General features: G+C 43.4%; 19 protein-coding genes. 12 read left to right on the forward strand and 7 right to left on the reverse strand.

Annotated elements, in window-relative coordinates:
* Positions 1-10 precede the first annotated feature (10 nt).
* Both BLS28_RS19825 and BLS28_RS19830 read left to right on the forward strand, forming a co-directional pair.
* Positions 11-661: an HD domain-containing protein gene (locus tag BLS28_RS19825; RefSeq protein WP_091171622.1), complete on the forward strand. Its 651-nt coding sequence runs from the start codon at positions 11-13 to the stop codon at positions 659-661.
* A 36-nt stretch (positions 662-697) separates the two neighbouring features.
* Complete coding sequence (locus BLS28_RS19830; RefSeq protein WP_091171624.1) at positions 698-2,005, forward strand: carbohydrate porin; 1,308 nt, start codon at positions 698-700, stop codon at positions 2,003-2,005.
* A gap of 114 nt (positions 2,006-2,119) precedes the next feature.
* Here the strand turns inward: BLS28_RS19830 and BLS28_RS19835 are convergent, their stop codons facing one another.
* The 4 genes from BLS28_RS19835 to BLS28_RS19850 all read right to left on the reverse strand — a co-directional run bounded on the left by BLS28_RS19835 (position 2,120) and on the right by BLS28_RS19850 (position 6,378).
* Positions 2,120-2,515, reverse strand: a complete 396-nt coding sequence (locus BLS28_RS19835; protein ID WP_091171991.1) for an HIT family protein — start codon at positions 2,513-2,515, stop codon at positions 2,120-2,122.
* A gap of 126 nt (positions 2,516-2,641) precedes the next feature.
* Entirely contained in the window at positions 2,642-3,115 is a 474-nt protein-coding gene (gene greA, locus BLS28_RS19840; protein WP_090530524.1) for a transcription elongation factor GreA, read from the reverse strand.
* A 282-nt stretch (positions 3,116-3,397) separates the two neighbouring features.
* Entirely contained in the window at positions 3,398-4,672 is a 1,275-nt protein-coding gene (locus tag BLS28_RS19845; protein WP_091171626.1) for a hypothetical protein, read from the reverse strand.
* Positions 4,673-4,842: 170 nt separating this feature from the next.
* Positions 4,843-6,378 carry a carboxylesterase/lipase family protein gene (locus BLS28_RS19850; protein WP_091171628.1) on the reverse strand — a complete coding sequence of 512 codons (1,536 nt, stop codon included), beginning with the start codon at positions 6,376-6,378 and terminating at the stop codon, positions 4,843-4,845.
* 225 nt (positions 6,379-6,603) lie between these two features.
* On the opposite strand from BLS28_RS19850, the gene pafA reads away from it, so the two are divergent.
* Complete coding sequence (gene pafA / locus BLS28_RS19860; protein WP_091171632.1) at positions 6,604-8,286, forward strand: alkaline phosphatase PafA; 1,683 nt, start codon at positions 6,604-6,606, stop codon at positions 8,284-8,286.
* 119 nt (positions 8,287-8,405) lie between these two features.
* The gene (locus BLS28_RS19865; RefSeq protein WP_091171634.1) at positions 8,406-9,032 is read left to right on the forward strand and encodes a thiamine phosphate synthase; all 627 of its coding nucleotides are present in this window, start codon (positions 8,406-8,408) and stop codon (positions 9,030-9,032) included.
* A gap of 8 nt (positions 9,033-9,040) precedes the next feature.
* Here BLS28_RS19865 and BLS28_RS19870 read toward each other — a convergent pair whose 3' ends face one another.
* Complete coding sequence (locus tag BLS28_RS19870) at positions 9,041-9,454, reverse strand: hypothetical protein (RefSeq protein ID WP_091171635.1); 414 nt, start codon at positions 9,452-9,454, stop codon at positions 9,041-9,043.
* 154 nt (positions 9,455-9,608) lie between these two features.
* Here BLS28_RS19870 and BLS28_RS19875 point away from each other — a divergent pair, with 154 nt between their 5' ends.
* The 6 genes from BLS28_RS19875 to BLS28_RS19905 all read left to right on the forward strand — a co-directional run bounded on the left by BLS28_RS19875 (position 9,609) and on the right by BLS28_RS19905 (position 15,909).
* On the forward strand, positions 9,609-10,181 hold the full coding sequence (locus BLS28_RS19875) for a hypothetical protein (protein WP_091171637.1): 573 nt from the start codon (positions 9,609-9,611) through the stop codon (positions 10,179-10,181).
* A 150-nt stretch (positions 10,182-10,331) separates the two neighbouring features.
* Positions 10,332-11,450: a DUF6515 family protein gene (locus BLS28_RS30975; RefSeq protein ID WP_176844523.1), complete on the forward strand. Its 1,119-nt coding sequence runs from the start codon at positions 10,332-10,334 to the stop codon at positions 11,448-11,450.
* Positions 11,451-11,606: 156 nt separating this feature from the next.
* Positions 11,607-11,951 carry a four-helix bundle copper-binding protein gene (locus tag BLS28_RS19890; RefSeq protein ID WP_091171641.1) on the forward strand — a complete coding sequence of 115 codons (345 nt, stop codon included), beginning with the start codon at positions 11,607-11,609 and terminating at the stop codon, positions 11,949-11,951.
* Positions 11,952-12,241: 290 nt separating this feature from the next.
* A complete protein-coding gene (locus BLS28_RS19895) occupies positions 12,242-13,522 on the forward strand; it encodes a replication-associated recombination protein A (RefSeq protein ID WP_091171643.1) in 1,281 nt (426 codons plus the stop codon).
* A 192-nt stretch (positions 13,523-13,714) separates the two neighbouring features.
* Positions 13,715-15,190, forward strand: a complete 1,476-nt coding sequence (locus BLS28_RS19900; protein WP_091171645.1) for a DUF5687 family protein — start codon at positions 13,715-13,717, stop codon at positions 15,188-15,190.
* Between the two features lie 2 nt (positions 15,191-15,192).
* Positions 15,193-15,909 (forward strand): ABC transporter ATP-binding protein, encoded by a 717-nt coding sequence (locus BLS28_RS19905; RefSeq protein ID WP_090530489.1) that lies wholly within the window; start codon positions 15,193-15,195, stop codon positions 15,907-15,909.
* A 119-nt stretch (positions 15,910-16,028) separates the two neighbouring features.
* On the opposite strand, the gene BLS28_RS19910 is transcribed toward BLS28_RS19905, so the two are convergent.
* On the reverse strand, positions 16,029-17,270 hold the full coding sequence (locus BLS28_RS19910) for a peroxiredoxin family protein (RefSeq protein WP_091171647.1): 1,242 nt from the start codon (positions 17,268-17,270) through the stop codon (positions 16,029-16,031).
* Positions 17,271-17,327: 57 nt separating this feature from the next.
* Complete coding sequence (locus BLS28_RS19915; protein WP_091171649.1) at positions 17,328-18,467, reverse strand: acyl-CoA dehydrogenase; 1,140 nt, start codon at positions 18,465-18,467, stop codon at positions 17,328-17,330.
* A 408-nt stretch (positions 18,468-18,875) separates the two neighbouring features.
* Between BLS28_RS19915 and BLS28_RS19920 the strand changes: the two genes are divergently transcribed.
* Both BLS28_RS19920 and BLS28_RS19925 read left to right on the forward strand, forming a co-directional pair.
* Entirely contained in the window at positions 18,876-19,115 is a 240-nt protein-coding gene (locus BLS28_RS19920; RefSeq protein ID WP_091171651.1) for a helix-turn-helix domain-containing protein, read from the forward strand.
* Between the two features lie 88 nt (positions 19,116-19,203).
* Entirely contained in the window at positions 19,204-21,258 is a 2,055-nt protein-coding gene (locus BLS28_RS19925) for a M13 family metallopeptidase (protein ID WP_091171653.1), read from the forward strand.
* The last annotated feature ends 4 nt before the right edge of the window (positions 21,259-21,262 follow it).

Raw genomic sequence — 21,262 nt, forward strand, 5'->3', positions numbered from 1 at the left:
TTTGCAAAAGATGGAACATAATAAAATCATTGAAGCCACTGCAAATTTTGTGCGCAATACGCTCAGTGACGCCGAAGGTGGTCACGACTGGTGGCATATTCACCGTGTTTGGACAAACGCGAAGCTCATCAATCAAACAGAAAAAACCGATCAGTTGGTAGTTGAACTTGCTGCCCTGCTACATGACATTGCCGATAGTAAGTTTCATAACGGCGATGAAGAGATTGGCCCGCGTACTGCCGGCAATTACCTGCAAAGCATGAATGTTGATACTGGTGTTACCGAACATGTGCAACAGATCATCAGGCATATGTCGTTCAAGGCCAGCTTTGATAAACCCTCCTTTCATTCGCCCGAACTGGCTGTAGTACAGGATGCCGACAGGCTGGATGCTATTGGCGCCATCGGTATTGCCCGTGCCTTTACCTATGGAGGCTTTAAAGGCCGCGAATTGTACAATCCCGAGATCCCGCCAAACCTTAACATGACCAGGGAAGAATATAAAAACACTACCGCACCAACTATTAATCACTTTTACGAAAAGCTATTACTACTTAAAAATAAAATGAATACGCCTGCCGGTAAGGCACTTGCCGAACAAAGGCACACATTTATGGAGCATTATTTAAAACAGTTTTTTGACGAATGTGGTTCAAGTTAACGTGAAAGCTTACTTTTGCGCCAAAATTGACAGCCCATGAAAAAACTTATACTTACTATAATACCCGTATTAATTACCGCCGTCGCTTTGGGGCAGGATACAGCTAAACGTCAGCGGTTCAACTTCCATTTCCAGCAAACAGTAATTACCCAATACAAACCATCGTTTCATGCCGATTATAACGGCGACAATAGTTTACTTACCAAAGAAGAAACACAAAGCTCAATTACCACTACGCTTTTTGGCGGTGCAAGGCTCTGGAAAGGCGCCGAAGCTTATTTTAATCCCGAACTTTCGGGCGGATCGGGCCTGAGCAAAACGCTGGGTGCGGCAGGTTTCCCTAATGGCGAAACTTTTCGTGTAGGCGGCGCAGAGCCGAAAATCTACATCGCCCGCTTATATTTTACCCAAAACTTTGAATGGGGCAAGGATAAAGACACCATTAGCGATGATGCCAACCAGTTAGCCGGTTTAAAAAGCAAGCGTTACTTTTCGGTTACCGTAGGTAAATTTGGTATGGCCGATTTTTATGACGGCAATGAATTTAGCCATGATCCGCGTACGCAGTTCATGAACTGGAGCTTAATGGATAACGGCGCATGGGATTATCCCGCCAATACCCGCGGATATGTTATGGGGATCCATACCGAATTAGGGCAACCTAACTGGACTTTGCGTTTTGCCTTTACCATGTCAACCACTACCGCCAACGGCGCCATTTGGGATCAAAAAATTGGTAAAGCAAACACCCAGACCTTAGAATATGAAAAACGCTATACACTTAACGGCCAAAAAGGTACCTTCAGGATCTTAGGTTTCCATAATAATGGCAAAATGGGAGATTATCGCCTGGCACTCGCGCAAAGCCCTGTTGCCCCCAATGTTGATACCACACAAGCTTATGGCAGGCACAAATATGGTTTCGGCATCAGCGCCGACCAATATCTGACCAAAGATTTTGGGGTATTTGCCAAAGTGAGTTATAATGATGGTAAAACCCAAACATGGTATTTTACCGAGATTGACCGGTCATTGAGTTTTGGCGGCGTACTTAAAGGAAGTTCATGGAACCGCGGCGATGACGAACTGGGCCTGGCTTTTGTAGCCAACGGCATCTCAAACGCCCATCGTGATTATCTTGCAGCCGGCGGCTACGGTTTTATTATAGGCGATGGCAAGCTTAATTACGGCACCGAATTTATTGCCGAACTTGATTATAAAATAAACGCATATCAAAAAAAGTTCTGGCTTACACCCGGTTACCAGTTTTTACTCAACCCGGCCTATAATAAGGACAGGGGACCGGTAAATGTCTTTTCGCTAAGGGCACATGTGGAGTTTTAAACATAAAAAGGCCTCGTCACTTATATTATGATGAGGCCTTTTTGTTTATATATAAGCTAAAAGCAGCATGAGCAAAACTAATAGCTAATAGCTTGATTAATGTTATCCCAATTGTTAACTGATTGCCTGTCTGATCTTCTCGGCGGTAGTGTTAAATTGTTCGGGGGTGAATTTTTGTTTAGGGAGCGAAAAGTTAATGCTGCTCATATCATTCATCGGTATAAGATGGATATGCGCATGGGGCACATCAAGGCCCATAACTGCTACTCCAACCCGTGGGCAGGGAACAGCCTTTTTTAAACCGAGGGCTACTTTTTTGGCAAATACCTGTAAGCCTATATAAGTATCATCGTCCAAATCAAAAAGATAATCAACCTCCTTCTTTGGGATCACCAGCAGGTGACCTTCCGTAAGCGGAAAAATATCCAAAAAAGCCAGAAATTCATCGTTCTCGGCCACTTTATAAGCGGGGATCTCGCCTGCAACTATTTTTGAAAAGATGGTCATTATTGGTGAGTGGTTGATTATGTTGATTGGATGAGTGTTTCTTTTATAGCGCAAATTATTCAGGTAAGCAGTTAATTATGACAGCTGGATAAAACCCAATCAACATAATAAACCACTCACCTAATTAAATTATCTGCTTATTTCCAGGATCTCGAATTCAATTTTACCTGCAGGTACGGTGATCTCGGTTTTTTCACCAACCTTTTTGCCAAGCAGGCCTTTAGCTATCGGCGACGCTACCGAGATTTTACCGGTTTTAAGATCGGCTTCACTCTCTGATACCAGCTGATAACTCATGGTAGCTCCGTTTTTCAGGTTCTTGATCTTTACTATCGACAATGCAAGTACCTTCGAAACGTCAAGTTTTGATTCATCAAGCAGGCGCGCATTGGCCAATGTTTCCTGCATCTGGGCTATTTTGGCCTCATGTAAGCCCTGAGCTTCTTTAGCCGCATCGTATTCGGCATTTTCCGACAGATCGCCTTTGTCGCGTGCCTCAGCAATAGCTTTTGATATATCGGCACGGCCGGTTGTTTTTAATCTCTGTAGTTCTTCTTTTAATTTCTCTAAACCATCTTTGGTATAGTATGATACCTCTGCCATAACGCAAAAATTAATTAATATTATTACTGTTAATCAACCAAAAAAAACCGCCCTTCCCTGTTTTAAGAAAGGACGCAATGCTTATAAAAGCAAACAAGACTATGTAAGCCCTCTGCTTACATAGTCTTGCGTTTTGGTAATTAACGAAGATAAGTGATTTAAGTTTTATTATCCAAATTTTTAAGAAGGGAATTTTTTTGTTACGTTATTACACAATGCCTTGTTATTCATTGGTAAAGTTGGAGCTAAGTATACACAAACAGGATTATCGGAATAATATGGTCAATTATACAGTTTCCGCGTATCCTCATTGCAATCAAACCTGATCTCATTTTTTATTCGCTCACTTAGCACATTATTGTTCTTTAATATTTCAACAACATGTTTCCGGCACATACCGCAGTTGTGTTTATCATAAAGTGCCTCCAATGGCTCCCGGCATTCCGGAGTTTTATTGGCATAATAGATATTAGTAATGTCAATTATCAAACCCTCTAATTCAATGCCTTTATTGCTGTTTGCTATGAGGGTTGTCAACAGTTTATGATCTCCCTTTTTATAATTTTCTTTTAAAAGCTCAACAAATAGTGTTGGCTGTTTACCAATAGCAATTTGTTTTAAAGCGAACTCCCTGATGCTTTTATTTTTAAAAAGACTAAGCGCTTGAATAGCGAATGTCACAACTCTTCTGTTCTTTGCCGGATGTTTACAAGCCCAATCAAAAAGAAATTCTTTGTCAAGAGGAAATGGATGCTTTGTAAAAACTTTAAGTAATTTTTCCCGGTTACTTTTCTTTCGTTCAATTATAAGTTGCTGACCGATTGATTTAAGTTCGGTGCTTTTTAGTTTCCTATTGTAAAACCAAAGTTGGCTTTGTCTCAACAGCGTTTCCTCAACTATATTTTTATAAACGGGTTCCGGTGGTTTTACCTTTGTGGCACGCTGTGCCATGTTTTCCCTCACCGAATCGATGTAGATCTTTATAAAGCGATTTTGTTTGGCACTGATATCCAGTTGCACCCAGGTGTCGGTTTCCGGGTTTTCTTTTTGAAATTGATTAATGAGGTCCTCGTCCTGCCAGTCTCCCGGATCTGCTTCAAGGCGTTTGCCAAATTCTTCAGCAATAAATTTCAAGCCTTCAATACCATCAAGTTGTATAATGTCTGAGGTACCGGCCCAATCCGATCGCCAAATAGGATTGTGAACAAAGGCATCGTAAATGGTTTTCCGGGCTTCTGCATCATCTTGTCGGGCAAACATTTTAGCCAGGCTGAAAAGCTGTGTCAGTGTCCAGGTATCTTTCTGAGGTTTTAGCAGGGCTTTTAATACTGCTTTCTTTATTTTGTCTTTTTTCCCCGAAAGGCCAATAAGTTCAAAAAGATATTCCCCTCTGCTGCCTTCGCATTGTCCATCGTACGAGAAGTTTTTGACACAGGCTTTGATGATCTCTCCCGAAAAATCAATACCGGGATAGCGTTGCAGTAGTAAATACGCTTCGCCGGTTCCCCGTCGGATGGCGCTTTTAAATTTTTGTTTGATAAGGTGGGTTTCTTTCATTAAAATATAGGTAGCACTTTAATTAATCTGGAGTTTCGTATCCTTTTGTTTTATGGTATCCGCTAACATTTCAAGCCTGGCTGTCTCATCAGTTTCTTAAGCGGGGTGTTTAAGACTTCCCTACCTAAATGTATCTGGCAGCGTTTATTATCTGGGTCTTTATCTATGTATTACTTTCCGTTGGCCTTCTTCACCATAAAATCCAAAGCGGCTTTATCCGGCAAAGGTTTTGCGCCCGGCTTCTCACCCAATATCATTATTTTATGATCACTTGTTGTATAAGCCGGCCATGCAGGTACGCCTTTCCCGTTCGGGTTACCGGTTTTAACGAAATTAACCCAGTAAGTGCTCATTGTATTGGCCAGTTGCTGATCGACAGGTCCCCATGGCCGGTTCAGGAATTTGAGGTTATCATAGGCATAAGCAACCTCGCCAGTATGGAAAGCGCCGTATTTTACAAAATCGGCAGTGGCAGGCAGGCGGCGGATAAAACGGTAAACATAGATTTTCGACTTCGCCTTTTTACTTTGCACATTGGCCCAGGTATAATTCTGCATCCCGAAGATCTGATCGCGGTTTATCCGTGTTTGGGAGGTCGCGGCTTCCTGGTCCGAACCCGCCGGATATAGTTTTAAAAATGCATCAGCATCGGCACCATATTGGCTTTTTATCATCTTTTTATACTCTTCAGCAGTTTTTGGCGGACCGACAAAAGCGTCGTCTTCGTTCCAGCCGGTAAGTACAGGCACATCGTTTTGTTTATGCTCATTAAAAATATCAGCGATGGTTGCGGGTAAAACATAGCCGTCAATAACCGGGCGGCTTTGGCCTTTGCCAACCAGTTCGGCAGCGGGTTTACTCCTTAGTTCGGCAATGGTGCTTGCACCCAAGGTAGTCGCTGTTTTTACACCGGCTGCCTCTGCTTCCCGCAACCCGCCTGATCCTTGCTGACTGATAAAACTGGCCCCGCTTTCGGCAATTGCACCACCGAACAACCCTTTACCTAATGGCGATGCCACCAAACAATTTACACTCATGGAACCTGCCGACTGCCCCGCTATGGTAACCTTATCCGGGTCTCCACCGAAAGCCGCGATATTCTTTTTTACCCATGTTAATGCAGCCAGCTGATCCATCAAACCATAATTCCCTGATGCATTATGCGGCGATTCCCTGGTTAATTCGGGATGGGCGAAGAAACCAAAAATCCCGACGCGGTAATTAATAACCACAAATATGATCCCTTTTTTAGCCATCGCCTCGCCATCATAAATAGGTACGCCAGCTCCACCACTTACAAATCCACCGCCATAAATATAAACCAGCACAGGGCGTTTTTCTGACGGTGTTTTTGCGGCAGTCCATACATTAAGATACAGGCAGTCTTCGCTGATGGGCTCATAGGGGATCAGGAATTCGCGCGTGTAAACACCAAAGGGGTCTGGTTTACCCCGCATTGGGCTGGCCGCAAAATCAGTGCATTTTTTAACGTCGTCCCAGGGCTTTACCGGCTGTGGTTCCTTCCAGCGTAAATCACCAACCGGTGGCGCTGCAAAGGGAATACCTTTATAAATATGCACATCGCCCGCCTGATTGGTTAAGCCTGATACTTTACCTGCATCAGTAGTAACAACATCAGGGTTTTTATTTTGAGCGACGACAGAGCAAGCCAGCAGCAAAAGCGGCAATAAAAGGATGCGTTTCATTGATTATAGGTTTAATGATTGGTTTGCTAAACTTACAAAGATTTGGGCATTTTGTAAACACGGCCCCACCCAAACCCTCCCCGGAAGAGAGGGCTTTAAAGTCTCCCCTTCCGGGGAGGGTTTGGGTGGGGGTTTCTGTAACAATCCTCTATATTTAACAAAAGCATCACATTGCATTTTAAATGCTTTGCTGATATTTGGCGAAATCAAAAATCTTTTTTCGCGATGAAGTTTAAACATCTGCTGCTTATTTCCCTGTCCTTCGCTACCGTTTCGGTATCGGCCCAAAAAAAGAAAACTACAACGGCTGCCCCGGCATCTGCATCAATTCCACGCCCAAAATTAGTTGTGGGTTTGGTGGTTGACCAAATGCGTTGGGATTACCTGTATCGCTATTATGACCGTTACCAAGCCGGTGGCTTTAAGCGCATGCTTAATGAGGGCTTCACCTGCGAAAATACCAATATCGACTATATCCCAACGGTAACAGCTGCCGGCCATACCTGTATCTATACCGGATCCATCCCCGCCATACATGGCATAGTGGGTAACGATTTCATTATCCAGGCTACGGGTAAATCCATGTATTGTACCGACGACAGCACGGTTGTAGCCGTTGGCAGCACTTCAAAAGCAGGACAAATGTCGCCCCGCAACTTGCTGGTTAGCACAGTTACCGATGAATTGAGGCTGGCTACTAACTTTCGCTCAAAGGTTATCGGCATAGCATTAAAAGATCGCGGCGGCATCCTGCCTGCCGGTCACTCGGCCAATGCTGCTTACTGGTTTGATGATGCCAGCGGTAACTGGATCACCAGTACTTATTACATGAATGACCTGCCCGCCTGGGTTAAAACCTTCAACAATCAAAAAATTGCTGAAAAATACCTGAAGCAGGACTGGAACCCGTTATATCCTATTAAGACGTATGTACAAAGCGCACCCGATAACAGCGATCGTTATGAAGGTAAATTTGCCGGTGCCGCTACACCAACCTTACCGGTCAAAACATCCGAACTTTATAAGGGCCATATTGGCATGATCCGTTCTACTCCGTTCGGCAACACCATGACGCTCGACCTGGCTAAAGCTGCTATTGAGGGCGAAAAACTGGGCAAAAACATAGTAACCGACTTTTTAGCCGTTAGCCTTTCATCAACAGATTATGTTGGTCACCAGTTTGGCCCTAACTCTGTTGAGGTTGAAGACACTTATTTAAGGCTTGACCAGGACCTGGCCGCGTTTTTCAATTATTTAGATGCAACTGTAGGTAAAGGCAATTATTCGGTTTTCCTGAGTGCCGACCACGGCGCTGCCCACAACCCTAACTTCTTGAAAGATCATAACATCCCGGCAGGTGTTTGGGACGAGGGAAAAGCTGCAAAAGAAATGAACACGATGATCAGCGATAAATACAAAGTGGATAACCTGATCATCAGTATGGATAATTACCAGGTTAATTTTAATAACGCGGCCCTTGCAAAAGCAGGCGTTAGCGAAGATGCGCTAAAGTTAGATTGCATCGCATACCTGAAGAAACAACCAGGCATTGCCTATGCAATCGACCTGCAAAAAATACAGGAAGCCAATATTCCCGATGAGCTGCGCAGTATGATCATTAACGGTTATAATGCCGAGCATAGCGGTGCTATCCAGATCATCCTGAAACCTGCATGGTATACCGGCCACGGCACAAACGACCGCGGGCCAACCGGTACTACACACGGCACCTGGAATCCTTATGATTCGCATATCCCATTGGTATTTATGGGCTGGGGCATTAAGCATGGCAGCCTTACCCGCCAAACACATATGACCGATATTTCGGCTACTGTAGCATCGCTACTTCATATCCAGGCTCCTGATGGCTGTGTAGGTAAAACGATCAGCGAAGTGCTGAAAAACTAAGTCTGAAGTCAGGAAAGCCGGAAAAGTCCGAAAGTTTACAACACAAAACTTTCGGACTTTTCGGTTAATAATTAAAAACTTTCCGACTTTCGGGTTTGACCAAATTCGGACTTAATAAAATGAAAAAATACATTTCTAAATTTCATTATCTTATAAATGATCTGCCCGGTTTTAGCCACGTACAACAGGTGCAGATGGCTTGCGGTGCGGGCGCAAACTGGGTACAACACCGTTGCCTTACCAAACCCGAAGATGAGCTGATTGATGAGATAAACCAAATAGCCGAAATTTGCGACGACTGGGGTGCAACGCTCATTATCGCTAATCATTACGGCTTGCTTGACCGGGTTGATGCGCAGGGTGTGCACATAGATGATAGTGATGCCGATCTGGCCAGTATCCGCAAGATTATCGGCCCGGATAAAACTCTTGGCGTATCGGCGGCAGGTGCTGATGAATTATTGAAATTACAAAGTACCGGAGTGGTTGATTATTATGTTTACGGGCCATTTGCATCCGCATTAAATGATGTGTCCAGCGTACATAAGGTGCTTGGTTTTAATGGGTATCGTGAACTGGAGAAACTGGGCATCCATATCCCGGTGATAGCAGCAGGCGGCATCCAACCAGATGATGTAGGCCCCTTGCTCCAAACAGGCATCGATGGTATCGCAATATCGTCGGCCATTAATTTGGCTGCAGACCCGGCTGCGAAGTTGAAGGAGTTTTACAGGAAGATGTATTGATTCAGACCCTATCGGTATTTGATCTGCCAATCGACCCTTTTTAATTCATCAAGCGTATAATCGAGTCTTTTTAAATACTTTTTATTTCCAAGCAAATAACTCATATCGGCACCTCCCTTTTGATATTTATTTAAGCTATCGATGTCAAAAAAATAAGCGTACAGAGTTTTGGTTTTCCCTTTATTAATATACTCAAGCCAGGCATTTTTTCCCGACTTTGTTATAAAAGAGGTGTCATTAGGTGCTATCACATGCGATTGATAATATGGAATGCCATTTTCTGTTCGCACAGTTGTATCGTTAACTACCTCCACAGCAACGTGAACCGACGATTTATTAATAACAGATAAACGCCGGTCGTAATAATCCGTGATGCAGCCTGTGAATAATAAAGGCACGAACAATAAAATTTTTGCTTTCATGATGAGGTTTATTTATCATTAATACCCTGCAAATAAAAAGGTGACCTTTTTATATTATTCTACCGTCATAAAACTTTGATTTGGTTTCAGCAATCAATAAAAACCCCATCTTTATATTTTCATTTAATATTCATCTGTTCCATCTACATTAGCAATGTCATCACATCATATAGTTCGCGAAAAACAGGAACCAGCTTTATTAGTTTTAAGCATGGATACTTTTGATGAGGAAATGCTGGGGCAGTTGCTGGAGTGGAGCCCGACCGTGATCTGCTCTACCGGTACCGCCGAAAAGCTGGATGCATCAGGGATTAAAATCGACTGGATAATAAGTGATGGTGATTCGGGTGATTTGCAGTCGGACGTGAAGGTGATGCCTTCGGGAGGTGACAATGCGGCAGGCGCAGCTTTAAAATACTTGGTAACGCATAATTACCAGGCGGTCAATGTAATTACCGATGTGCTGGACCTGAAAGATTTTTTGTTTTATGCTGATAAAATAAACCTGGTGATTTTTAGGGAACGGCAAAAGATCTACCCGGTTAATTCGGGCTTTAGTAAGTGGAAACCCGCAGGTGAGTTCATTGAAGTACTTTCGCATCCGTCGGGCTTACAAATAAGCGGGCTTGAAACTACAGGCAATAACAGGTATAAAACCACCCATGATGGTTTTTTTACCCTGCAGTTTGAGCAACCTTTTTTGTTCATTGCCGAGGATATAGCGTAGCGAAAACAATAGCCGGTACGTATGGATGGTATTGGTTCGCTTTTTGAGTGAAAAATAATTAAAAACGCGTTAAACCGTTTAAACATTTAATAGTCTATATATTTATATCAGCAAAAAATACCATGCTGATCTGTTAAAAAATCTTTCATCATGAAAAGGACATATAAAAATCTATTAACAATTGCATTAGGGGGCTTATTGAGCTTATCCCTGGCATTCAATGCTGATGCACAACGTGGCGGCGGTTCTCGCGGCGGCGGTGGCGGAGGAGGCGGCGGTTCAAGACCGTCAGGCGGTGGTGGCGGAGGCGGTAGTTTTTCCCGTCCTTCTGGTGGTAGTTTTTCCCGCCCCTCAACTTCATTTAATGGTAGCACACGCGGCGCTATCGCGGCTCCGCAACGGAGCTATGGAACTGACTCTCGTGGTAGCATAGGCGCTCCTCAACAACGCAGTTATGGTGGTCGTGATTACGCAATAAGGCCAAATGGCACATCCGTAGCACCCCAGCGTAGCTATGGTAGCACCGGCCGTACCGTATACAATGGTAACCGCAGCTATACTACTGTAGACAGGCGCGTTTATAATGGCGGTCGAGGCACTTATTACAGAGGCGGTTCATACGCATACGGTGGTCGCAGGGTTTATCCTGGTACTTACCATTACGGTGGCCGCGGGGGGTATTTTGGCAGCCACTACTATTATCCATACCGTAACTACTATAATTCATTCTATTATCCGCGGTTAGGTTTTAGCATAGGTTTCTTGCCATATGGTTACTATCCTTTCTGGTGGGGCGATTACCAATATTTTTACAGCGATGGTTTGTACTACCGTCAATACAATGACCAGTATACCGTTGTTGAACCGCCGATAGGGGCCGAGATTAAAACCCTGCCTTCAGGTGCCGAATCTATCATGATCAATGGCGAACAGTACTACGAGTTAAATGGTGTTTACTACCAGCCATACACCAAAGATGACGGCTCAACTGTTTACGTGATTGCAGGTAAAGATGGCCAATTAACTACCGATCAGGGCAACGGCGATGGCAGCAGTGTTGACCAGGGCCCGCAAATTGGTGACATTGTAACTCAATTGCCACCGGATTGCCGCAAGATCAAGATCAACGGTGAAAAGCTGTTTGTATCCCCTGATGGTTATTACTACCAGGAAACTCAGGACGACGGCAATAAAGCTTACAAAATTGTAGGCACCCCATCTGATGATCCTGAAAATAACGACAGCGATCAAAACCCTAACCAACAGTAATTAATAAAAATTCAATATATATATATTAGGGCCGCTTCCATTTTGGAAGCGGCCTTTTTTGATTCTTACAGAATCTGAACCGAATAATTCAAATTAATTCAAACTTTTTTTAATTGCAAAGGGTAGTATATTAAGTAATAATTAAAATCTACCATTATGCAAAATCATGATCACCGCGTTATAATTCAAAAATTATTGGATTGCGCTTTAGCTTGCGAACATTGTGCTACTGCATGCCTGCACGAAGAGGATGTTAAAATGATGGCCAACTGCATTAGTCTTGACCGGGACTGCGCTGACATATGTGTCCAGGGAGCCCGCTTATTGCAAAGAGATTCAGTTATTGCCCACCAATACCTGGTTTTATGCGAGGAGATCTGTCGCCTTTGCGCCGCTGAGTGCGGTAAACATCAGCACGACCATTGCCAGGAATGTGCCAAAGCCTGTATCGATTGTGCTGAGGCCTGCCACGCACATCATGAACCTATTACACAGGATTGAGGTATGTTGAGTGATTAAATGCGGTGGCTTTTTGAAGGAGTGATGACAAAAGGAAGGCCTCTCGGTCAGCCCGTCGACGGATAACATGTTGTAGGCCCAGACTTACGAAGTTGCAAAAACTTTGTAAGTCTTCAACCGATTGCTATTTCCCCTTCATAGCGCACCGATTCTAAAATTCAGAAGTACAGGCCTTCCTGAATAATTGTCACCCCTTCGTTTGAACAAACACCAATCTTATAAATTACTAATTTTTTTAGGATTTGGCGTTTTCTTTTCTGAATTTTACTTTTATGAATAACCTCCCGCCATTAGCCGAACGCATGCGCCCCAAATCGCTTGATGATTATGTTGGGCAAAAACACCTTGTTGGGCCGGGAGCAGTGCTGCGTAAAGCTATCGAGTCGGGTTCATTGCCGTCGATGATATTTTGGGGACCGCCGGGAGTGGGTAAAACCACTTTGGCTTATATTATTTCGCAGTCATTGTTTCGTCCGTTTTTTGCTTTGAGTGCTATTAACTCGGGCGTAAAAGACGTAAGGGAGGTGATAGAAAAAGCGTCGTTGTTAAAGAAACAAGGCGAGGTGCTACCGATATTATTTATCGATGAGATCCACCGCTTTTCCAAATCGCAGCAAGATTCATTGTTAGGCGCTGTAGAGCGGGGCATTGTTACGTTAATAGGCGCAACGACTGAAAACCCATCTTTCGAAGTGATCTCGGCTTTGCTGTCGCGTTGCCAGGTGTATATTTTACAGCCGCTATCCGAAACCGATCTGATCGACCTGCTGAACAAGGCTATGAAGGAAGACGTAATCTTAAAGGATAAAAGCATCACCATAAAAGATTACGAAGCTTTGCTGCGCCTTTCGGGAGGCGATGCCCGCAAGCTGCTCAATATTTTTGAGCTGTTGATAAATGCTTTTGACACGCCGGAGATAATATTAACCGATGAGGTTGTATTGGAACATGTACAACAAAACATGGCGTTGTACGATAAAACCGGTGAGCAGCATTACGATATCATTTCAGCTTTTATCAAATCCATGCGGGGCTCTGACCCCAACGGTGCAGTTTACTGGCTGGCGAGAATGATCGTAGGCGGTGAAGACCCTTTGTTTATTGCCCGCCGTATGCTGATCCTGGCATCCGAAGATATTGGCAACGCTAACCCCAATGCCTTGCTGCTTGCACAAAGTTGTTTTGAGGCGGTTAATAAGATTGGTATGCCTGAATCGCAACTGATATTATCGCAGACGGCTATTTACCTGGCAACATCGGCTAAAAGTAATTCGGCTACAACAGCTATTGGTGCGGCCATAGCATTGGTGCGCCAAACCGGCGATTTACCGGTGCCGCTGCACTTACGTAACGCACCAACCAAATTCATGAAAAACATAGGCTACGGCAAGGATTACAAATACGCCCATAGCTACGAAGGTAATTTTACCGATCTTGATTTTCTGCCGGATGCTATCCGCGGAACAAAAATTTACGACCCCGGTAACAACGCGCGTGAAAACGAATCAAAAGAAAAGTTAAGAAAACTTTGGGGCGACAGGTATAAATACTAACTTAAGCTTCGTTTTATTGAGCCTGTTAATTAATATCATATAACAAATTGACCAATATTAATTAATTTATAGCTTTAGGCTTTACGCATCGTGCCTGTCGCTTTTATATAGAACAAATTATAGCTTTGGGCTTTATGCATTTTGCTTTTAGCTTTATAAAACCTATACCTTAACCTTTAACTGTCTATACTTATGATCACTACCTTTCTCGGGCACGAACTTAAAGCTTTCTGGCGGTCAAAAAACACAGGTAAAAGTATTGCTATCCGTGTGGTGATGGGCTTACTTATCCTTTATCTTTTTGGATGTATTTTGCTTGCCGGTTTGTTTTTGAATGAAATTTTGGGCCAGGTTTTTCCGCATGATGACATAGTGGTTTCTTTTTGCGGTATCATCCTGCTTTATTTTTTATTTGACCTGATGATGCGCATGCAATTGCAGGAGCTGCCAACGTTACGGGTGCAACCATATCTTCATTTACCTATAAAAAGGAATAGGGTGGTCGGCTATCTGGCCTTTACGGCCATGCTTTCGGTGTTTAACCTGTGGCCCATTATACTTTTTGTACCTTTTATTTTAAAAGTGATCCTTACCGATTCGGGTGCTTTGCCTGCGCTCGCTTTTATATTGGCTATTATCGGTTTCATGCTTTTCAATAACTACATGGCCTTGTTTATTAAACGCAGGGCCAATCTTAACGGATGGGTCTTCCTGGTTTTCGCAGCGGCTCTCATCCTTATTATTACCGGTGATTTCAGGTTTCACCTCTATTCGGTACGCAATATTTCCTATCTGTATTTTGGCCATTTGCTCAATAAACCGGTGTTGGTATTGCCGCCTGTTGTGCTTGCAGCAGCCATGTATTACATAAATTTTGCCTATTTAAAGCAAAACCTGTATCTCGAAGAGCTGAGTTCGCGCAAGGCATCGGCTTATAAAAGCAGTACGGAGTTTCCGCTGTTAAACAGGTTTGGTAAAGTAGGCGACCTTGCCGCAAACGAGCTGAAACTGATATTCCGTAATAAGCGGCCACGATCGACATTGGTTATGGGGCTGTTCTTTATGTTTTACGGGCTCATATTTTATACCAACAGCCATTACGGACAAACCTGGTACATTTTTGTGGGCATGTTCATGACTGGTATTTTTATTATCAGTTACGGGCAGTTCATGTATAGCTGGCAAGGCGCTCATTTTGATGGCCTGTTGGTAAGCAAGATCAATTTCCGCGATTTTTTAAAGGCAAAATACCTGCTGTTTACCATGGTATCAACCGTGGCTTTTATATTGACTACGCCTTATGCTTATTTTGGCTGGCGCATTGTTTTGGTACATTTTGTAATGTACCTGTGGAACATTGGTATCAACACCACCATTGTACTGTTTTTTGCTAACCGCAATGCCAAACGGATAGATCTGTCAAAAGGCGCGTCGTTTAATTGGGAAGGGGTGGGGGCAACGCAAATGCTTATTTCGTTTCCCTTGATGATTACGCCGTATATTATTTATCTTCCCTTCTCACTGTTCAAACACGCGGACATCGGCCTGGCCATGCTGGCCGGTACCGGGATCATATTTATTTTAACCCGCGATTTTTGGGTTAAAAAACTTGAGGAGGATTTTATACAAAAACGTTATACCGTTGCCGAAGGCTTCAGAAACAAATAACCATGATTGAAGTAAGAAATTTGAAAAAAGTTTATAACGGGATTACCGTTGTAGATGTACCCGCCCTGCAAATTAACAAAGGCGAAAGCGTAGGCCTTGTAGGTAATAACGGCGCAGGCAAAACTACGTTGTTCCGGATGGTGCTCGACCTCATTCGCGCCGAAAGTGGCGAAATCCTTTCAAACGGAGAAATTGTAGCCGGTCATGAGAAGTGGAAAGATTACACCGCTGCTTATCTTGATGAAGGTTTCCTGATAGACTACCTTACACCCGAAGAATATTTTTATTTTATAGGAGGGCTGCATGGTCATAACCGCACATATGTTGATGAGGTGTTAGTTAGCCTGACCGATTTTTTTAATGGCGAGATACTGAAGAAAGGGAAGTACATTCGCGACCTGTCAAAAGGTAACCAATGCAAAGTTGGTGTAGCGGCCTGCCTGTTGCAGGAACCTCAATTGCTCATGCTGGACGAGCCCTTTGCCAATATTGACCCAAGTACCCAGTTCAGGCTTAAAAACCTGCTGAAAGATCTGAACAGGAATAAGGGTGTAACTACCATAGTATCCAGCCATGATCTTAACCACATCACTGATGTGTGCGACCGCATCCTGCTGATGGAAAAAGGTGTGATCATTAAAGATATTGCAACCAGCTCATCAACGTTAAATGAGTTGGAAGCGTATTTTGGCGTTGAGGTCGCCCCTTCCGCCCGTTAAAAGGGTGACTACCTTCAAGCTCCCTTTTTAAGCATAAACAAAAAACGCATTGCCGGCAGCAATGCGTTTTTTGTTTAAAATCTTCTTTTGACAAGCGCGTGTGCATACAAGCACTCGCTTTAGGGGGCGGGTGGGGCCTGGATTAGCTCATCCGTCAATTTCTCAAACTCGTTGATAAACTCGGTATAATGCTCCCCCGTACCGGGGCCGCTAAAACCTGTATGGATCTTTTGTACGTCGCCGTTTTTATCAATAATGATGGTGGTAGGGAAGCCAACCACTTTTGATAACATAGGCAGGCTTTGGGCGGTTTGTTTTTTATCGCTGGTATAGCCGGTCACCAACAATGGATAAGGTACTTTAAACCTGTCTTTTACCTGCTGCAGCGCTTTCTTTGATTTTTCAAAATCGGTGGTGCGTTCATAAGCCAGACCAATTACTTCAACACCTTTATTGTGATATTTGTTATAGTAGTTAACCATATAAGCAGTTTCGTCCATACAGTTAGGGCACCATGAGCCCAATATCTGTACAATTACCACTTTGTTTCTGAACCTGGCATCATCAAGCGAGATAGTTTTGCCATCAAGGTCCTTAAAGCTGAAAGTTATTTTTTTATACCCCGGTTTTAATGAAGTGAGTGAATATGCATCGGGAAGTTTGGCGTTTTCATCCTTTACAGCAGTCCATGCCTGCACAGATGAATAGCCGGCGAAAAATTTACCGTCGGTTAAGGTCTTATCATCGCTAATGGTAGCAGTAAAAGTATAGGCATGACCACCGTCGAAAGTAGAGAGGTAAAGTTTATTACCACTTACCGAGCCTTCTAAATAACGGTAATCACCGGTGGTGGTTAAGAAAGTGCCTGTAAGTTTATTGCCCTCCTGCTTAAACTCGCCAACGGTGGTATCGCGGCCCTCGCCCTCACCAAACACCGCCGACCAGCGGCCTCCGATATTAAATGCCGGGTTTTCGGTATTCTTAAAAAAGCGCCATGAAGTGTTAGGTCGGGCGCTGAACGGAACAAGAAGATCATTATCGGCCAGGTGCCTTACCCAGTTGCCGTTAAGGCTATCTCCGTTAAGTTTCAGCTTAAATTCTGAATTGAACAGCGGCATATGGATAAAAACAGAATCGCCTTTGGTAGCAACATCTGTTACTTTAAAATGCTCGGCACCGTTAATGATAGCTAATTGTTGTTTGCTCCCGCTATTGCTGAACTCGAAATTAAAAGGGATTTCGGTGCCTGATTTAGTTTTAAGCGCACCGCGCCACACACCTGTTTTTAGTTTGGTTTGAGCAAAGCCGGTTTGCAGAAATAGTAATCCGCAAATACCGGCTATAATATTTTTGAAAGTCATACTTAAATATATAGTCTACTTAATCTATATACTTTCAAAGGTATAAAAACAGCGCCGTTATTTCAACAATCCGCGCGAAATGACAATTCTTTGAATTTCAGATGTTCCTTCATAAATCTGGGTTATTTTGGCATCCCGCATCAGGCGTTCAACGTGATACTCTTTCACGTAACCGTACCCGCCATGGATCTGTACCGCTTCGGTGGTGGTGCGCATAGCTACTTCAGATGCATAAAGTTTTGCCATTGATGATGCCTGGGCATAGGGTTTTCCATGATCTTTAAACCATGCCGCTTTAAGGCACATCAAACGTGCTGCCTCAATTTCAGTAGCCATATCGGCCAGCTTAAATTGGATAGCCTGGTGATCAGCCAGCGGTTTACCAAAAGTTTTGCGCTCCTTAGCGTATTGCACTGCAAGTTCGTAAGCACCTGAAGCAATACCTAAAGCCTGCGAAGCAATACCTATACGGCCGCCATCCAGTACGTTCATGGCAAACTTAAACCCAAAACCGTCTTCGCCAATGCGGTTCTCTTTAGGCACTTTAACGTCGGCAAACATCAGCGAGTGGGTATCCGAGCCGCGGATGCCCATCTTGTTCTCTTTAGGGCCGACAGTAAAGCCGGGCGTTCCTTTTTCCACAATAAAAGCGTTAATACCATGGTGCTTTTTTTCGGCATTGGTTTGTGCTATTACAATATAGGTAGATGCGCTGCCCCCGCTGGTGATCCAGTTCTTAGTACCATTAAGCAGGTAATGATCGCCCATATCAATGGCTGTAGTGCTTTGTGACGTAGCATCAGAGCCGGCCTCTGGCTCCGAAAGACAGAAAGCGCCAATGCATTCACCTTTGGCCAGCGGTGCCAGATATTTTTGCTTTTGTTCTTCGCTGCCATATTTCTCCAATCCATAGCATACCAGCGAATTATTCACAGAAACAACTACTGACGTGGATGCGTCAATCTTTGAAAGTTCCTCCATCACCAGCACATATGATATGGCATCCATGCCAGCGCCGCCATATTGCGGAGATACCATCATGCCCAGGAAACCCAGTTCACCAAGTTTCTTAACCTGTGCGGCAGGGAATTTTTGCTGTTCATCGCGTTCAATAACACCTGGCTTTAATTCTGTTTGCGCAAAATCACGCGCAGCCTGGCGAATCATTTTTTGTTCTTCGGTCAGTTCAAAATACATTGGTATAATTAAAAGCATAAATATATAAAAATTACTATGCATGCATAGTAATTTTTATAAACAAAAAAAGAGAGCTTTTTTTGAAGCTCCCTTTCCCCTAATTAATTTAAACTATTGATTAAACCCAAAACAAAGAACAAAAAATCTCAACTTGGGCGTCTGAGAATTCAATTTAATTTTTCACAGGTAGATGTTACTAAATCTTTTATTTTTTCACAGATGATACAGGGCGAATATCTATATACAAATCCTTTGCCATAATTATAAAATTGTGGCATTAATATTTCATGTTTAAACGTTAGTCGCCCATTTTTATAAAAGAATAATATCTGCATATAAAATGTAATGGTGTTATTTTATATTTAGCTTGCACAAAAAATACAAAGTATCATATTAGCCGATCCAGTCATGCTTTTAACTGATTTTGAATACCTTAACAACACTAATAACGCATTTAAACGCAAAGTTGCCTTGCAGATAAAAACCTTACGCAAACAAAATCAGGTTACGCAGGAGAAGTTTTTTAACGAAACGCACATAAATATTGCTCGGCTCGAATCAGGTATTATTGATATCAGGTTGGAAACACTTCGTAAAATTTGTTATTATTTTAACGTTTCCTTAGCAGGTTTTTTCCAGGAGATATAATAAATTATCATATTTTAAAAAATAAGCTGTCCTAAATTCTATTTTACCATACAGTTGTTGTATTTTAATTCATACACACGCCTAAAAAATGAACAGAAAAACCCAATCCTTATCCATAGTTGCCGCCGCGCTTGGCACCTTACTTAGTGCCTGTAGCCAAACCGACAAAACAAAAGCTTACGAAGCCGGCGACCCAGTGATCCATAATATGGATACCACCGTAAAACCGGGCGATGACTTCTTTAAATATGCCAACGGAACCTGGCTCCGCAAAAATCCTATTCCGGCGGCGTACGCTGCCTGGGGCATCGGCAATGTTGTGCAGGAAGAACTGCGAGACAAGATGAAAAAGATCAACAAGGATGCGCTTAAGGCTAATGCTCCTAAAGGCAGCAACACCCAAAAAATAGGTGATTTTTATTTCAGCGGGATGGATACCGTTAACATCGAAAAACAGGGGCTTGCACCACTGAAAGATGAACTGGATAAAATTGACCGGATAACGGATATCAAAAGCCTGGTTGAGGAGTTTGCACACTTACAAAGGATTGGCGTTACACAGCCTATCGGCGCTTATGTTGGGCAGGATGCTAAGAACAGTGCAAAGATGGCTTTGGGTTTATACCAATCGGGCATTGGTATGCCTAACCGCGATTACTACTTTAATAAAGATGCGCATAGCGTAGCCATCCGTACCGACTATCAAAATAATTACCTGCCCGCCATATTTAAACTGGCAGGCCTGCCTGCTGATAGGGCAACTGCAGCCGCTAAGAAAACTTATTCGCTGGAAACTTTCCTGGCTGATAGCAGCCGGAAACTGGAGGACCTGCGCGATCCTTATCATAACTATAACAAAATGCCACTTGCCGCGCTGAGCAAGCTGGCCCCGGATATTGACTGGAAACCCACTTTTGAAAAGATGGACTACAAAAATGCGGATACCGTAATTGTAGGACAGCCTGAGTATTACAGGGCGCTTAATAAAGCACTAAAAACTTTTACTATAGATGACTGGAAGAATTACCTGCGCAAGAGCCTGGTCACTGCTTTTGGGCCATACCTGAGCAAACCGTTTGATCAGGAGGTGTTTCGGTTTTATGATAAGGTGATTTATGGCAGTACGGCCCAACTCCCACGCTGGAAAAGGGTGCTGGATACTGAAAACGGTTTGATGGGCGAGGTATTAGGGCAAATCTTCGTAAAAGAATATTTCCCCGAAAAGACAAAAGAACGCTATGTAAAACTGGTTGAAGAAATGCGCACCAGCTTTAAAGAGCATATTGAAAAGCTGGATTGGATGAGCCCCGAAACCAAGGAGAAAGCTTACTACAAATTATCAAAAGTTGTCCCTAAAGTTGGTTATCCGGATAAATGGAAGGATTTTTCAACTTTGGAAATTAACCGGGGCCCTTACGCCCTCAACGTATTACGGGCAAACGAATGGTGGCATAATTTCAGTGCAGCTAAATTAGGCAAACCTGTCGACCGTACTGAATGGGATATAACGCCTCAAACCTATAATGCTTACTATAACCCGTCAAACAACGAGATTGTATTGCCTGCCGGCATTTTTACCATTCCCGGCTACAAGGATGAAAATATTGATGATGCCGTCATTTACGGCTATGCTGCTGCCTCAACTATTGGCCACGAAATGACCCACGGTTTTGATGACCAGGGCCGCCAGTTTGATGCTGCCGGAAACCTTAAAGCCTGGTGGAAACCGCAGGATTCGGTAAAATTTAGTCAACGTGCCAAAATGCTTATCGACCAGTTTAATGGTTACAGCATTTATGGTTTGCATGTAAATGGCAAAGCCACTCAGGGTGAGAACATTGCTGACCTTGGCGGCATTGTAATAGGTCTTGACGCGTTCAAAAAAACACAGCAATATAAAGAGGGTAAACTCATTAACGGGTTAACACCATTACAGCGCTATTTTTTAGGATACTCATTAGGCTGGCTTACGCAGGACAGGAAAGAATCACTTTCGAGCCAGATCTTAACCAATGAGCATGCGCCCGGTTTTATGCGTGTTAACGGGCCGTTTACCGATGTGCCTGAATTTTACGAAGCCTTTCATATTAAGAAAGGTGATAAGATGTGGATAGACCCGGATAAACGAGTGAAGATATGGTAGCGTA

Source organism: Mucilaginibacter gossypii (genome assembly GCF_900100945.1).
Classification (GTDB): domain Bacteria; phylum Bacteroidota; class Bacteroidia; order Sphingobacteriales; family Sphingobacteriaceae; genus Mucilaginibacter; species Mucilaginibacter gossypii.

Coding starts and splice junctions, on each gene's coding strand:
- BLS28_RS19915 (WP_091171649.1), bottom strand. CDS start 18,467: ATGTATTTTGAACTGACCGAAGAACAAAAAATGATTCGCCAGGCTGCG.
- BLS28_RS19920 (WP_091171651.1), top strand. CDS start 18,876: ATGCTTTTAACTGATTTTGAATACCTTAACAACACTAATAACGCATTT.
- BLS28_RS19850 (WP_091171628.1), bottom strand. CDS start 6,378: ATGAAACGCATCCTTTTATTGCCGCTTTTGCTGCTGGCTTGCTCTGTC.
- BLS28_RS19900 (WP_091171645.1), top strand. CDS start 13,715: ATGATCACTACCTTTCTCGGGCACGAACTTAAAGCTTTCTGGCGGTCA.
- BLS28_RS19925 (WP_091171653.1), top strand. CDS start 19,204: ATGAACAGAAAAACCCAATCCTTATCCATAGTTGCCGCCGCGCTTGGC.
- BLS28_RS19895 (WP_091171643.1), top strand. CDS start 12,242: ATGAATAACCTCCCGCCATTAGCCGAACGCATGCGCCCCAAATCGCTT.
- BLS28_RS19830 (WP_091171624.1), top strand. CDS start 698: ATGAAAAAACTTATACTTACTATAATACCCGTATTAATTACCGCCGTC.
- BLS28_RS19890 (WP_091171641.1), top strand. CDS start 11,607: ATGCAAAATCATGATCACCGCGTTATAATTCAAAAATTATTGGATTGC.
- BLS28_RS19910 (WP_091171647.1), bottom strand. CDS start 17,270: ATGACTTTCAAAAATATTATAGCCGGTATTTGCGGATTACTATTTCTG.
- BLS28_RS19870 (WP_091171635.1), bottom strand. CDS start 9,454: ATGAAAGCAAAAATTTTATTGTTCGTGCCTTTATTATTCACAGGCTGC.
- BLS28_RS19905 (WP_090530489.1), top strand. CDS start 15,193: ATGATTGAAGTAAGAAATTTGAAAAAAGTTTATAACGGGATTACCGTT.
- BLS28_RS30975 (WP_176844523.1), top strand. CDS start 10,332: ATGAAAAGGACATATAAAAATCTATTAACAATTGCATTAGGGGGCTTA.
- BLS28_RS19865 (WP_091171634.1), top strand. CDS start 8,406: ATGAAAAAATACATTTCTAAATTTCATTATCTTATAAATGATCTGCCC.
- greA (WP_090530524.1), bottom strand. CDS start 3,115: ATGGCAGAGGTATCATACTATACCAAAGATGGTTTAGAGAAATTAAAA.
- BLS28_RS19845 (WP_091171626.1), bottom strand. CDS start 4,672: ATGAAAGAAACCCACCTTATCAAACAAAAATTTAAAAGCGCCATCCGA.
- pafA (WP_091171632.1), top strand. CDS start 6,604: ATGAAGTTTAAACATCTGCTGCTTATTTCCCTGTCCTTCGCTACCGTT.
- BLS28_RS19825 (WP_091171622.1), top strand. CDS start 11: ATGGAACATAATAAAATCATTGAAGCCACTGCAAATTTTGTGCGCAAT.
- BLS28_RS19875 (WP_091171637.1), top strand. CDS start 9,609: ATGTCATCACATCATATAGTTCGCGAAAAACAGGAACCAGCTTTATTA.